Here is a 13,186-nt window from a genome sequence, read left to right as displayed (position 1 = left end):
ATGTTGCTAGGTTCTCACGTGTCGATGAGCGGTAAGCATATGCTTCTTGGTGCAAGCGAAGAAGCACTTTCTTACGGTGCCAACACATTTATGATTTACACAGGTGCACCGCAAAATACGCGCCGTAAATCAATTGCAGAGCTAAACATAATGAAAGGTCTTCTGCATATGCAAGAAAACGGCATGAGCAATATTGTTGTCCATGCTCCCTATATTATTAATCTCGGCAATACAACCAAACCAGAGACGTTCCGGCTAGGCGTTGATTTCCTTCAAGAGGAAATCAAACGTACGGCTGCACTTGAAGCGACACAAATCGTCCTACATCCAGGTGCCCATGTTGGCGCAGGGGCAGATGTTGGAATCGCTAAAATCGTCGAAGGCTTAAACGAAGTATTGTCTCTGGAACTTTCAGTGCAAATCGCTCTTGAAACAATGGCTGGCAAAGGAACAGAAATTGGCCGAAGCTTTGATGAAATCGCTCGAATTATTGACGGTGTCACAAATAACGAACGCCTATCTGTTTGTTTTGACACATGCCATACGCATGATGCAGGCTATGATATTGTAAATGACTTTGATGGTGTATTAAACGAGTTCGACAAAATTGTCGGCATTGACCGCATTAAAGTATTGCATATTAATGACTCTAAAAATGTGCGCGGTGCTGGTAAAGACCGACACGAAAACATCGGCTTTGGTGAAATTGGCTTTGATGCACTAAAATATATTGTGCATCATGAACAGTTAATGCACGTTCCCAAAATATTGGAAACACCTTTTGTTGGTCCAGATGCGAAAAACAAAAAGGCACCTTATAAATATGAAATCGACATGCTGCGCTCAGGTGAATTTAAGCCAGAGTTAATCGATGCTATGCGCGACTAATCGTAAAAAAGTACCGAGAGATGGACTCTTGGTACTTTTTTTGATTATAATTTATTTAATATTGCAATAGTTTATTTCATAATAATAATAAACAGAGAAAAGAGGGATTTTATTGGGGAAGAAAATAATTATGCTATTCCTAATGTTTATGCTAGCATTTTCAACGATGATTATGCCAATAGAAGCGGTAGCCTCAAGCATTATGGATAAGGCGGTTACAAAAAATCTAGGGTCTTCTAGTGTGACGGTTTCATTACGTTCTTTACAAACAGGCAAAGTATTATATGAGCAAGGCGGTAATACTGCGATGAAACCAGCTTCCACATTAAAATTATTAACAGGTAGTGCGGCACTAGCAAAACTAGGGGAAGAATACCGTTTTAAAACGGAATTTTACATTGATGGAACAGTTGAGGATACGGTTTTAAATGGTGATATATACATAAAAGGGAGTGGAGACCCGACGCTTCAAAAGGATGATTTTCTACAGTTTTCTAAAGTGTTAAAACATGAAGGGATTCGCACAATTAACGGCCATATATACGGGGATGATAGTGCATTCTCGGGTTCGACATTAACACCGGGTATTGTAGCAAAAGAAGAAACGTATTACTTTGCGGCACGGACTTCGGCTTTAACGATGTCACCGAATAGTGATTATGACGCAAGTACACTTATTATTACGGCCATGTCAACAAAAGTAGGGAAAACAGTAAGCTACGAAGCAATTCCAAATTTAAGCGGGATGAAAGTCATTAATCAAGCGAAAACCGTAGCTAAAGGATTAAAAAACACGATCTCAATTAAACGTAAGTACAACTCAAATGAAATCGTCATTTCAGGTAATTTACCTTTAGGAAGTTCAACAAAGGAATGGGTAACCTTCCAAAACCCGACGATCAATACATTACATTCAGCCAAGTTTATTTTAGAAGGAGCTGGATTGAAATTCCGTTCCAATTCTACTGTGAGTCAGAAAGAAGTACCGAAACAAGCAAATAAAATTTATACGAAAAACTCGTTAACATTAAAAGCGCTTTATCCAACATTTATTAAATTAAGCAATAACAGCATTGCAGATATTTTAGTGAAGGCAATGGGGCGCGAAGTATATGGTGTTGGCGATACAGCGACAGGATTAAAGGTAGTGAGTGATTATGGTACATCAATCGGCCTAGCAATGAACAAGTGGTCGATAGAGGATGGTTCTGGAATGTCTCACCAAAATCGGGTATCAGCGAATAATCAAACATTATTATTAGTAAATATGCGAAACGAAGAAATTTATCCGGTATTTTCTAAAGGGCTTCCAGTTGGTGGAATAAAGGATCGTTTAGTTGGAGGCAGCTTACGCAATCGTTTTACAGCGACGGCATTACGGGGGCGAGTTGTGGCAAAAACGGGCTCGATTACGAATGTTTATACATTAGCAGGTTATGTAACAGCGAAAAGCGGTCGCACCTTTGCATTCTCGATAATGGCAGATAATAAAAATCCAACAATTATTAAGTCAATGGACCGCGTCGTCGAATCGATTATTACGAATTATTAATGAGAAAACAGCAAATTCATGCCTAGAGTTTACTGTTTTATAGTAGAAGCGCCGGCATATTGCTCCGGCGCTTTTCTTTTTTTAAGTGATATAATCTATTATAGAAGTAGTCGTTGTAATCGTTTAAGGCGGTCTTCACCGATAATTCCGTTTGCACGAACAAATACGTCTTCTGGTATGCCAGTAAATAGCCAAGTAACGGAGGCATTCTGAAATAATTTTCGCAGTTTCTTGATTTCCTTTAGCGAAAAACTAAGTCCTTCTCCCTGGGCAAATTTTTGTAATTCCTCATCTGACATCGTCTGTAAATTTTCTAACCATTCTAATTTATTCAAATTCGCATCCTTTCAAGTTGATTTCCTTTACAAAGCATTTAAAGTAAACTATACTAACAAATTGTAAATCGTAATGATTTTGAATTGGAAAGAAGAGAAACGAATGAAAAAAACTTTAATTGAACTGAAAAATGTGTCGTTTCAATATGACTATACGCAAGTGTTGAAAAATATCTCATTCCGTGTGGAAGAGGGAGACTTTCTTGCTTTACTTGGCCCGAATGGTTCGGGCAAATCCACATTACTAAAATTAATTTTAGGGTTATTAAAGCCGATGTCAGGTGAAATTCACCTTTTTGAAGAAAATGCGAATATGTTTAAAAACCGTGAATTGATTGGCTATGTGTCGCAAAAATCGAATGCTTTTAACTCCGGCTTCCCAGCAACTGTGGAGGAAGTTGTGAAAAGCGGCCTCACGAAAAAAGTCGGGCTATTTAAACTTATGCCAAAAGACGCCAATGAACGAGTGCATATAGCCTTGCAATCTGTGGGCATGGCGCAATTTGCGAAGCGCAATATTGGTCAGCTATCAGGTGGTCAGCAACAGCGTGTGTTTATTGCACGTGCGCTTGTGGCAGAACCAAAGCTGCTCATATTAGATGAGCCGACTGTTGGGATTGACCATGAAAATGTGCAGGCGTTTTATGATATGCTAGCGCATTTAAATGCGGAACATAATATGACGATGATTATAGTAACACATGATGTAGACACGGTATCAAATCGCATTAGCCATGTTGCTTGTTTAAATCAAACGATTCATTTCCACGGCTATAAAAATGACTTTGACTCGATTTCGCAAAATGAGTTAGATGCTTGGTATGGTCACGCCGTAAGAAAGATTCACTAAAGAGGAGAAGGCAAACATGATTGAAGCAATACTAAACTATGAATTTTTACAAAACGCCTTTTTCTCAGGGCTTATTATTGGAGTGATCGCACCGCTGTTAGGTGTATTTATCGTTGTACGAAGACTGTCGCTTATTGCGGATGCACTATCACATGTGACACTTGCTGGAATTGCCGGGAGTCTGTATTTAAGTCAGTCCGTAACAGCACTTGCGCTACTAAATCCGATATATTTAGGAATTATTGCATCTGTGAGTGGCTCCATTTTAATTGAACGCTTGCGCCGTCTTTATAAGCATTATGAGGAGCTTGCGATTCCAATTATTATGTCGGGCGGAATTGGCCTTAGTGCGATTTTTATTTCGCTTGCGAGTGGTTTTAGTACAGATCTAATGAGTTATCTATTTGGTTCGGTGTCAGCTGTGTCACGCCAAGATTTATGGGTCGTTGTTGCCATTGCTGTTGTCGTAATCATATTTTTATTCTTCTTCTTTAAGGAATTATTTGTGCTATCATTTGATGAAGAATATGCGAAGGCGAGCGGACTTCCAGCAAAATGGATCCATTTATTATTTATGGTTGTTGTTGCACTTGTGATTGCAGCAAGTATGCGGATTGTAGGAATTTTACTTGTGTCTAGTTTAATGACATTACCAGTAGCGGCTGCAATGCGCATTGCGAATGGTTTTAAAGAAGCGATTATTTATGCCATTTTATTCGGAGAGCTATCAGTATTGGTTGGCTTAGTTAGTGCGTTTTATTTAAATTTAGCACCAGGCGGAACAATCGTTGTCACGTCAATTCTCATATTATTAATTGTTATTGTAGCGAAACAAGTGTTGCTTAAATTATCAGCGAAAAAGGAAGGGGAACAAGTACTGTGAATTCAACGCGCGCGTGGGAAATATTAAAGGATAACGGCTATAAAAAAACAGATAAACGAGAGCTCATTTTAGACATGTTTTCGAATACTGAAAAATATTTGACTGCACGTGACTTACTAACAGTATTGAAAAAAGACTTTCCTGGTATGAGCTTTGACACAATTTACCGTAACCTTTCCACATTTGTTGATTTGGGGATTTTAGAAGAAACAGAATTAAATGGTGAGCGTAATTTCCGCATGCATTGTGAATCAGATCACCATCATCATCACTTTATTTGCAGTGATTGTGGGAATGTCAAAGAATTATCCATTTGTCCCATGGAAATGCTAGGCGAGAAATTACCTGGCTACGAAGTTGAGGCACATAAATTCGAAATTTATGGTAAGTGCCCGAATTGTATCTAATTATGAATATGGTATTATAGCTTTCATGTAATAAATAGTATAAAATAAAGCTGAATTTTAAATTTTTTAGGATTTATCTATAAATTCACAAAATACTATGATACATTGTTATTCAAGTGAATAAGTTTGCAGGGGAAAGATGCATTATGCATAAATGGGAATTCGGTGAAAATCCGAAGCTATGTCCGTAACTGTAAGCGCTGATGAACATGAACATATTGCCACTATCAAATGGATGGGAAGGCGTTCATAAGTAAAGTGAAGCGCAAGCCAGGAGACCAATCTTTTTCTGAACGTAACAACGCTCTTCGGAATTAAAGAGAATGTACGGCGATTTAGTAGAGTTTTTTTGACAATCTATTTAGTATGCCATCCATTCTTGGGTGGCTTTTTTTGTGGTTAAGAAAGCCCCATTTTCATGGCCACCTAATAAAAGAATCATCCCGCTTTACTTTTGGATGAGAAGTATCTTTGTAATTTTCCGAAGGCTTTTATTATTCATGGAATTCATTAGGAGGAGCGCTATTTATGAAGAAAGACATCCGATACTCTTGCTATCCGTTTATGCGTGAAAAAATTAGCTTAGTAGATTTTGAAATTCGCACAGATTCACTAACAACACGTATTGGGGCCGTATTACCAACGCTTCTTGATGATGAAACAGCTCAAGTTGTACTGGACGATTTACGTATCATTCATCCAATGGCCTATGATGTTAATGGGTCCGTACGCGGTAAGCTAGCTGTAACAGAGGAGGACTTAAGCTGGTTAAGCGCACGTTATGATTTTTATGTTAGCCATGTGGAAGGCACGATTCAGCAGTTCTTATTACCACAAGGAGTTGAAAGCGCGGCTCGTCTTCATATTTGTCGAAGCGAAGCGAAGAAATCTTACCGCGCCTTACATAAAGTAAGCTTGGAACGTGAAGTACCTGAAATTTTATTTGATTACTTAGGCTTACTAGCAAATGTATTTTTTGTTATGGCAGTGTACATGAACAAGCAGCATGATCACGCAGAAATTCCATTTGAAAGTAAATCGTACCCAACGAAAAAACGAAAAGAGGAACAATAATGAAATTTAAACTGAAATGGTTAGCGCCACTTGCAGCAACACTACTTTTAGTAGCATGCTCAGACGATAAAGAAACGTTAGAACTATCTCCTAAAGAAGGAAAAACGGAAGATGTGGTTGAAGAAGCAGGTCCTTATAAAGTAGTAGATGATCGTGGTGTGGAAGTAACATTTGACGAAGTACCAGAAACAATTGTCTCGCTACAACCTAGTAGTACAGAAATTTTATTCTCACTAGGTGTAGGGGATAAAATCATTGGTGCTACAGAATACGATACTTACCCAGCTGAAGCATTAGAAATCGAGCGTGTGTCTACATCTGTAACAATTGATGCTGAACGTGTTGTAGAATTAAATCCAGACGTAGTAATCGCTTATTCGAATGCTGATGAGGCTCAAATTACCCAGCTTGAAGATGCGGGCTTAAAAGTATTTATGATTCAATCTGCAGCTTCATTTGAGGATGTTTATTCAGATGTTGTGCAATTATCTGAAGTAATGGGCGTTGAAGAAACAGGCGAAAAAGTCATTGCAGATGTTCAAGCACAAATTGCAGCTGTTCAGGAAAAAACAAATACATTAGAAACAAAGAAAAAAGTATATTATGAAGTATCTCCAGCTCCAGACATTTGGACAGCAGGTAGCGAAACATTCCAGCACGAGATTTTAACAGCGGCTGGTGTAGACAACGTATTTGTTGATCAAACAGGTTGGTTAAGTGTTACGGAAGAAGACGTAATAACACGTAGCCCAGAAACAATTCTAACACCCGCTACGTATTTAGACGACGCTGTAGGTGAAATTTTATCACGTGCAGGTTGGGATACAATTCAAGCAGTAACTAATAAAGAAGTTTACTTAGTAGATGGTGATGTGTTATCCCGTCCTGCAACACGTATTGGTGAAGCAGTAGAACTTGTTGCACAAACGGTATATCCAGATTTATTTAAATAACACGAAAAGAGCAAGCTCGGGCCATGAGTTTGCTCTTTTAGTCATTAAAGGTGGTGACGTGAAATGGGAAAGCTAACCTTTATTACTGGAGGGGTACGAAGCGGAAAAAGTGCCTTTGCCGAACGCCTCGTTGAACAGTTAGGGTACCGAAAAGAGTGTATTTATATTGCTACCGGTGTAGCATTTGATCAGGAAATGCAAAAACGGATTGAACGCCATCAACAAGATCGTAATCAAGGACCGCTCAAGTGGCAAACAATCGAAATGCAGACGGAGTTTCCAAAAGTTGTAGAGACATACGCACGTAAAGAAATCGTGCTTTTCGAATGCGTAACGACTTGGTTATCCAACATACTTTACTATACAGAGCAAGCATCTGACCGTCATCGCGCTATCGCAGCGTATATAAACGGCTTTAAGGAGCAACTTACTACTTGGAAGACAAATGGAGTAAATGTCGTTATCGTTTCAAATGAGGTGTTAGACGAACCGCCTTCAGGGTACGAGGAAGTCAATTTATATCGCCAAACTTTAGGGCAATTGCACCAGTGGATTGTTTATAATAGTGATGAGGCGTATGAAGTACAGTTTCAACTCGTACAACAATGGAAGTAAGGTGAAATAAGATTGAAAAATAGTTTAACTGGATTTGTTTTAGCAATCCAATTTTTTACGGCGATTCCCGTTCAGAAGCAGGTTGCTATGAATGCGAGAAGTGTAACATGGATGTATGGTTGGTTGCCTTTTATCGGTTTACTAATGGGAACCGTTCTTGCGTGTTTGGTACTGCTTTTCACAACGGTTGCACCGGTTTCTACGCTATTTTTAGTAATACTACTCGTCGTGGCTACAATAGCATTTACAGGTGGCATTCACTTAGATGGCTGGGTTGATTTAAGTGATGCATATTTTTCGTATGGGGATAAGGAAAAGCGTCTAGAAATTTTAGATGATCCTCGCACGGGTGCATTCGGTGCTATCAGTTTAATGTGTTTACTATTGTTAAAGATAGGCGTCATCTATGAAGCGTTACAGCATGGAAGTACTGCCCTTCTTCCGTATTTCATTTGTATACCTATGCTCGCTCGTATGGCGATTTTACTGTACTTTTTAACAATGAAGCCATCAAAGGAAAAAGGCTTAGCTGCGTATTTTAAGAAGACTGTAGAGCCTGTTTTATTAAAATGGTTGGTGGCTGTTTATGTAATGGGTTTACTAGCAGCTGTTATTTGGTTGCAACTGACAGGATTAGCAGTGTTATTCGTGATAATTGCGATAATTGTAGTAATTTATCGTCACTGGACGACGAAAAATTTTGGTGGCATGAGCGGGGATCTGCTCGGTGCTTTATGTGAAGGGACGGAGCTTGTGTTATGGATGACCGCGTTATTCTTCATTTAATTCGCCACGAAAAAACAGCGGCAAATATAGCCCGTAAATACATTGGCTGGACAGATGAACCAATCGTGACAGAGCAAGTACATATGAATATTCCAGTAGCAACAACTGTCGTTTACGGAAGTGATTTAATGCGTTGTGAGCAAACGGCAGCACTGTATTTTCCATCTGCTAAGTTTAAAGCACATGCGGATTTACGTGAAACGCATTTCGGTGATTTTGAAATGAAGACGTATGAAGAATTAAAAGATAATTTGTCGTATCGTGCATGGATTGATTGCCCAGGAAATAATCCACCTCTAAACGGTGAAAGCTTAGCTGCGTTTCAAGCACGCGTATTAAATGCAGTCAAGGACATTGTGGTTGCTGCTGGACAGTATACATTCGTTGTACACGGAGGGGTTATTCGGATATTACTTGCACAATTTGCGCCAGATGTAACCAATTTTCAGCAAGTAATGGCGAATCACCGAACACTCTATACTTTAGAATGGTCAAACATTAAGGACTTTCAAGGAGGTGCGCGATGCAAGTTATACTCGGAGGCGCTTTTAACGGAAAAAGACAATACGTCAAAACACAATTAAAAGCTATTGCTTCGCATCGGATTTTTACATTTGAAGGAGAACTCCCCGCTGATAAAGCATTTACAAAAGAGCAATTTATCATTATTGGGAGCTTTGAAAAAATAATCGAAACTAGGCTTCACATAGATGAAGACATTGTTGCGGAAAAACTAAGTGCAAAGCTTGTACAGCTTGACCAAGAGACAACTGTTATTTGCATTTGCACCGATATGAGCCGCGGAGTTGTACCACTTGATCAAAAACAAAGACAGCTGCGTGATACATGTGGCAGGCTATATCAAAAATTATGCGAAGAAAGCGAGCAGGTTGTACGTGTTTGGTACGGCATTCCGCAGCTATTAAAAGGAGAATAAACATGGATAAAGTAAAATTACGTTTAATGGTGTTAACGGCACTAGTAGCAGCAATTTGTGTGATTGGTAGTTTCATTAAAGTGCCAGGATTTATTACAACAGCGGCACTTGATTCTGCACCAGCTTTTTTAAGTGTGTTATTTTTACCACCACTGTATTCTGGCTTTGCAGGAGCGATTGGTCATCTTGCAACGGGACTTAGCGCAGGGATGCCCCTAGGTGTATTTCATGCATTAATCGCAGCGGAAATGTTTATTATTGTCTATGTATTTAATGTATTACACCGTAAAAACTTTAAACTATTGAAATGGATATTTTTAATTATCGCGAACGGTATTATTTCACCATTCCCGTTTTATTTCTTAGTATCCCCGGAGTTTTATATTGGATCAGTGCCTTCACTACTCGTAGCAACAGTGATTAATGTAGTACTTGTCATGGTTGTGATGCCAATTTTAAAACCAATCGTACAAAAACAAGGATTACAATCATGAGAAATGCAGTAGCTATTGATGAAATGATTGTCACAATTGATAATGCCGGCTGTATTGGTGAAAAGGAAGCTGACCTTGTGCAGGTACCAAATGAAGTAAATGCTTATTTTACAGCGCGTGTGGCCGTACTTGAGCAGTGGTGCGCAGGAGCTAAGCCAGCGCAACTTCTGCTTGCCAATTTTTCGGGCAATGATGCATGGGACGGTTATTTGCGCGGCTTTCAGCAAGTTTTTGATGAAATAAGTGAGCCGTTGCCACCAGTAACAGGTTCTAGTGAATCCAATTTTGAGTCGCTGCAATCGGGTTTATCGTTAACGATTATTGGGCGTCCGACGTTTCATGTAACAAAAATAGATTGCCAATTTTTCCTAGTAGGTATGCCACTCGTTGGAGATGCGGTTATAGCGAACGCGCAAAAGGTGGCTAAGCTAGGAGAAATTCATACGGCACTGCAAGCGAATATCGTTACAGCAGTGTGGCCAACTGGTTCAAAAGGAATTGGTGCAGAAATTGAGCGCTTTATCGGAGCAGGCTATACATGTGACATTGATTTACAATGCTCAGCAGGGCCATCCACGGCAGTACTTGTCGCAGTGCGCGAAGAGTTTGTGGAAAAATTTAATAAGTTAATAACAGCCCCGGTGAAGAAAATTTACCGTGCGTGAAATTTATGAAAAATCATTTTTACAGCATAGTTTCAGCGCATATCCCCGTTTTTAAAATGGCACAAAAAATATAGTGCTTGAAGTGACATTAATACGTGTGATACAATGACATGAGTTTCTAACGATACAATATATAGTGTTTTGTTTATTAAGGTTCTACTATATGTAGATTAAAAGGGAAATCAGTGAGATGCTGATGCTGTCCCCGCAACTGTAACGCTGACGAATATTCAATAGCCACTGTACGAAGGTACGGGAAGGTGAATGATGAGGATGAAGCGAAGCCAGGAGACCTGCCTTGTAAACAATTTGCGCATTTCTTCGGGGGCTAGGAAATGGAAGCGAGAGCTCTCTTTTCAGTGTGCTTCTCTTTCCATTTCTTATATAAGCGAATCCTGTTAAATGCAGGATTCGCTTTTTTGTGGATAAAAAATGAAAATTTATGTTATTCACAAACGAAAGAACATCATCTCTTTTTATATTTGGGGGAGATGTGTCTTTTTTAAAATGCAAAAAGGATGTGTCAGGATGATTGAGGTAAAAGATGAGCAGCAAGTAGTAGAAAATTTAATCAAAGAATTCGGTGAGGAACAGCTCGAACAATTTATTCGTTTTTCAGCAAAATGGCGACGTAAAAATGAACAAGCGACATATGCACAATGGACAGATGCGTGCATTTTAGAAACGATTAGTTATATTGACGAACAGGAGCCATACTGGACGTTTGTTGCCGAGCGCCTGCTACTTGAAAAAATATATGAAGCGCAGAAGCAAAAATTTAATATAGAACAGCCGTATGCCGATTTCAGTGGTTGGATTGAGGTGCTTGTTGAAAAAGGTTTACTAAACGAGTTACTCATTCAACAATATTCAAAAGCCGAGCGCCAATTACTAGGCACAATCATTCAGCCTGAGCGCGACCAATACTTCACATACATTGGCCTACGTACATTAATGGACCGCTATGTTGTGCGTGATTTTGACGGTACAAATGCGGAGCTCCCGCAACAGCGCTGGCTAATTATTGCGATGACACTCATGATGCATGAAACGGATAGTCGCCTGCAAAAAGTAGAAGAGGCGTACTGGGCATTAAGTAATTTATATATGACAGTAGCAACACCGACATTATCCAATGCGGGGAAAACACATGGCCAATTATCAAGTTGCTTTATCGATACTGTGGATGATAGTTTACAAAGCATTTATGACACGAATACAGATGTGGCGACATTGTCTAAATATGGTGGCGGAATTGGTGTTTATATGGGCAAAGTGCGAAGTCGTGGTTCATCAATTCGTGGCTATAAAGGCGCATCAAGCGGCGTTCTTCCTTGGATTAAACAATTAAATAATACCGCAGTTTCAGTTGATCAGCTTGGACAGCGACAAGGTGCGATCGCAGTTTATTTAGACGTTTGGCATAAAGATATTTTAACGTTTTTAGATTTGCGACTTAATAATGGTGACGAGCGTATGCGCGCACATGATATTTTCACTGGTGTATGTTTGCCCGATATTTTTATGGAGGCAGTGGAAGCACGCTCAAATTGGTATTTATTTGACCCACATGAAGTGCGTACATTGATGGGCTATTCTCTAGAAGATATTTATGATGAGCAACGTGGTGAAGGAAGCTTCCGTACTCGTTACGCGGAATGTGTTGCACATCCATTGCTTTCAAAAGAAACAATCCCGGCGATTGAAATCATGAAGCGCATTATGCGTAGTCAGCTTGAAACTGGCGTACCGTTTATGTTTTACCGTGATGAGGTGAACCGTAAAAATCCGAATAAGCATGCGGGAATGATTTACTCGAGTAATTTGTGTACAGAAATTTTTCAAAATATGTCACCTACACAGTTTGAGTCGGTAACTTTAGAGGATGATGTCATTGTGACACGCCGTAAGCCAGGTGACTTTGTTGTATGTAATTTAAGTTCGGTCAACCTTGGTCGTGCAGTGCCAGCAGGTGTCCTTGAGCGCTTGATTCCGATTCAAGTACGTATGCTTGATAATGTTATTGAACTAAATACGATCCCAGTCGTGCAGGCAGATCGCACAAATAAACGTTACCGTGGCATCGGCCTTGGGACATTCGGCTGGCATCATTTACTGGCACTTAAGGAAATTGCTTGGGAAAGTGATAAGGCAGTTGATTTTGCAGATAAGCTTTACGAGGAAATTGCGTATTTAACAATTCGTGCGTCGAATGCACTCGCTCAAGAAAAAGGCGCTTATCCACTATTCAAAGGCTCAGACTGGCAAACGGGTGCGTATTTTACAGAACGCGGCTTAACGGATGAAAAATGGCGTGAGCTTGCACAGCTAGTCGCAGCAGGCGGACTCCGTAACGGTTATTTAATGGCGATTGCACCGAACTCTTCAACGTCAATTTTAGCGGGCTCGACAGCAACCATTGATCCTATTTTCCAAAAGAGCTACTCCGAGGAGAAGAAGGACTATAAAATCCCCGTAACTGTGCCAGATTTAAATGCTAAAACAACTTGGTATTACAAGTCTGCTTACTTTATCGACCAAGCATGGACCATTAAACAAAATGCAGCGCGAGCGAAGCATATTGACCAAGGCATTTCACTCAATATTTATGTACAAAATACGGTTAAAGCAAAAGAGCTACTGCAATTACATTTAGATGCATGGGGAAGCGGCATTAAAACGACGTATTATGTACGTTCAACATCGGACGAAATGCTTGAATGCGAGTCTTGCTCAAGCTAAGGGGG

General features: G+C 39.7%; 15 protein-coding genes and 2 riboswitches. Of the genes, 14 read left to right on the top strand and 1 reads right to left on the bottom strand.

The window, feature by feature from the left end; all coding sequences use genetic code 11:
- Together MHH87_RS11245 and dacB are read left to right on the top strand one after the other, a co-directional pair.
- Complete coding sequence (locus MHH87_RS11245; protein ID WP_340749398.1) at nt 1-888, top strand: deoxyribonuclease IV; 888 nt, start codon at nt 1-3, stop codon at nt 886-888.
- A gap of 112 nt (nt 889-1,000) precedes the next feature.
- Entirely contained in the window at nt 1,001-2,440 is a 1,440-nt protein-coding gene (gene dacB / locus MHH87_RS11240) for a D-alanyl-D-alanine carboxypeptidase/D-alanyl-D-alanine endopeptidase (protein ID WP_340749397.1), read from the top strand.
- Between the two features lie 98 nt (nt 2,441-2,538).
- On the opposite strand, the gene MHH87_RS11235 is transcribed toward dacB, so the two are convergent.
- The gene (locus tag MHH87_RS11235) at nt 2,539-2,775 is read right to left on the bottom strand and encodes a hypothetical protein (protein ID WP_340749396.1); all 237 of its coding nucleotides are present in this window, start codon (nt 2,773-2,775) and stop codon (nt 2,539-2,541) included.
- A gap of 103 nt (nt 2,776-2,878) precedes the next feature.
- On the opposite strand from MHH87_RS11235, the gene MHH87_RS11230 reads away from it, so the two are divergent.
- From MHH87_RS11230 to MHH87_RS11175, 12 genes are all read left to right on the top strand, one after another.
- Nucleotides 2,879-3,625 carry a metal ABC transporter ATP-binding protein gene (locus MHH87_RS11230; RefSeq protein ID WP_340749395.1) on the top strand — a complete coding sequence of 249 codons (747 nt, stop codon included), beginning with the start codon at nt 2,879-2,881 and terminating at the stop codon, nt 3,623-3,625.
- A 16-nt stretch (nt 3,626-3,641) separates the two neighbouring features.
- Complete coding sequence (locus MHH87_RS11225) at nt 3,642-4,508, top strand: metal ABC transporter permease (protein ID WP_340749394.1); 867 nt, start codon at nt 3,642-3,644, stop codon at nt 4,506-4,508.
- Entirely contained in the window at nt 4,505-4,915 is a 411-nt protein-coding gene (locus MHH87_RS11220) for a Fur family transcriptional regulator (protein WP_340749393.1), read from the top strand. The genes MHH87_RS11225 and MHH87_RS11220 overlap by 4 nt, the downstream gene beginning before the upstream one ends.
- 120 nt (nt 4,916-5,035) lie before the next feature.
- Nucleotides 5,036-5,216: riboswitch (cobalamin riboswitch) on the top strand.
- A gap of 227 nt (nt 5,217-5,443) precedes the next feature.
- Nucleotides 5,444-5,989 carry a hypothetical protein gene (locus tag MHH87_RS11215; protein WP_340749392.1) on the top strand — a complete coding sequence of 182 codons (546 nt, stop codon included), beginning with the start codon at nt 5,444-5,446 and terminating at the stop codon, nt 5,987-5,989.
- On the top strand, nt 5,989-6,942 hold the full coding sequence (locus MHH87_RS11210; protein WP_340749391.1) for an ABC transporter substrate-binding protein: 954 nt from the start codon (nt 5,989-5,991) through the stop codon (nt 6,940-6,942). Before MHH87_RS11215 ends, MHH87_RS11210 begins: the two co-directional genes overlap by 1 nt.
- A gap of 63 nt (nt 6,943-7,005) precedes the next feature.
- Nucleotides 7,006-7,557 carry a bifunctional adenosylcobinamide kinase/adenosylcobinamide-phosphate guanylyltransferase gene (locus tag MHH87_RS11205; RefSeq protein ID WP_340749390.1) on the top strand — a complete coding sequence of 184 codons (552 nt, stop codon included), beginning with the start codon at nt 7,006-7,008 and terminating at the stop codon, nt 7,555-7,557.
- Between the two features lie 12 nt (nt 7,558-7,569).
- Entirely contained in the window at nt 7,570-8,343 is a 774-nt protein-coding gene (gene cobS, locus MHH87_RS11200; RefSeq protein ID WP_340749389.1) for an adenosylcobinamide-GDP ribazoletransferase, read from the top strand.
- Nucleotides 8,316-8,927, top strand: a complete 612-nt coding sequence (locus MHH87_RS11195) for a histidine phosphatase family protein (RefSeq protein ID WP_340749388.1) — start codon at nt 8,316-8,318, stop codon at nt 8,925-8,927. The genes cobS and MHH87_RS11195 overlap by 28 nt, the downstream gene beginning before the upstream one ends.
- The gene (locus tag MHH87_RS11190; protein ID WP_340749387.1) at nt 8,867-9,280 is read left to right on the top strand and encodes a bifunctional adenosylcobinamide kinase/adenosylcobinamide-phosphate guanylyltransferase; all 414 of its coding nucleotides are present in this window, start codon (nt 8,867-8,869) and stop codon (nt 9,278-9,280) included. The genes MHH87_RS11195 and MHH87_RS11190 overlap by 61 nt, the downstream gene beginning before the upstream one ends.
- A gap of 2 nt (nt 9,281-9,282) precedes the next feature.
- Nucleotides 9,283-9,774, top strand: coding sequence for an ECF transporter S component (locus MHH87_RS11185; protein WP_340749386.1), 492 nt, complete (start codon nt 9,283-9,285; stop codon nt 9,772-9,774).
- Nucleotides 9,771-10,439 (top strand): hypothetical protein, encoded by a 669-nt coding sequence (locus MHH87_RS11180; protein WP_340749385.1) that lies wholly within the window; start codon nt 9,771-9,773, stop codon nt 10,437-10,439. The genes MHH87_RS11185 and MHH87_RS11180 overlap by 4 nt, the downstream gene beginning before the upstream one ends.
- Nucleotides 10,440-10,572: 133 nt before the next feature.
- Nucleotides 10,573-10,754, top strand: a riboswitch (cobalamin riboswitch).
- Nucleotides 10,755-10,967: 213 nt separating this feature from the next.
- Entirely contained in the window at nt 10,968-13,181 is a 2,214-nt protein-coding gene (locus MHH87_RS11175) for a ribonucleoside-diphosphate reductase subunit alpha (RefSeq protein WP_340749384.1), read from the top strand.
- The last annotated feature ends 5 nt before the right edge of the window (nt 13,182-13,186 follow it).

The sequence above is a fragment of the Solibacillus sp. FSL H8-0538 genome (assembly GCF_038003525.1).
GTDB lineage: Bacteria > Bacillota > Bacilli > Bacillales_A > Planococcaceae > JBBOPI01.
Note: the sequence above shows the minus strand (reverse complement) of the source record. Positions and strands in the feature narration are given on the sequence as shown.

Bases quoted from the DNA above. Each gene is read 5' to 3' on its own strand.
- MHH87_RS11245 (WP_340749398.1), top strand. From the start codon at position 1: ATGTTGCTAGGTTCTCACGTGTCGATGAGCGGTAAGCATATGCTTCTT.
- MHH87_RS11230 (WP_340749395.1), top strand. From the start codon at position 2,879: ATGAAAAAAACTTTAATTGAACTGAAAAATGTGTCGTTTCAATATGAC.
- MHH87_RS11225 (WP_340749394.1), top strand. From the start codon at position 3,642: ATGATTGAAGCAATACTAAACTATGAATTTTTACAAAACGCCTTTTTC.
- MHH87_RS11215 (WP_340749392.1), top strand. From the start codon at position 5,444: ATGAAGAAAGACATCCGATACTCTTGCTATCCGTTTATGCGTGAAAAA.
- MHH87_RS11210 (WP_340749391.1), top strand. From the start codon at position 5,989: ATGAAATTTAAACTGAAATGGTTAGCGCCACTTGCAGCAACACTACTT.
- MHH87_RS11205 (WP_340749390.1), top strand. From the start codon at position 7,006: ATGGGAAAGCTAACCTTTATTACTGGAGGGGTACGAAGCGGAAAAAGT.
- MHH87_RS11195 (WP_340749388.1), top strand. From the start codon at position 8,316: ATGGATGACCGCGTTATTCTTCATTTAATTCGCCACGAAAAAACAGCG.
- MHH87_RS11190 (WP_340749387.1), top strand. From the start codon at position 8,867: ATGCAAGTTATACTCGGAGGCGCTTTTAACGGAAAAAGACAATACGTC.
- MHH87_RS11185 (WP_340749386.1), top strand. From the start codon at position 9,283: ATGGATAAAGTAAAATTACGTTTAATGGTGTTAACGGCACTAGTAGCA.
- MHH87_RS11180 (WP_340749385.1), top strand. From the start codon at position 9,771: ATGAGAAATGCAGTAGCTATTGATGAAATGATTGTCACAATTGATAAT.
- MHH87_RS11175 (WP_340749384.1), top strand. From the start codon at position 10,968: ATGATTGAGGTAAAAGATGAGCAGCAAGTAGTAGAAAATTTAATCAAA.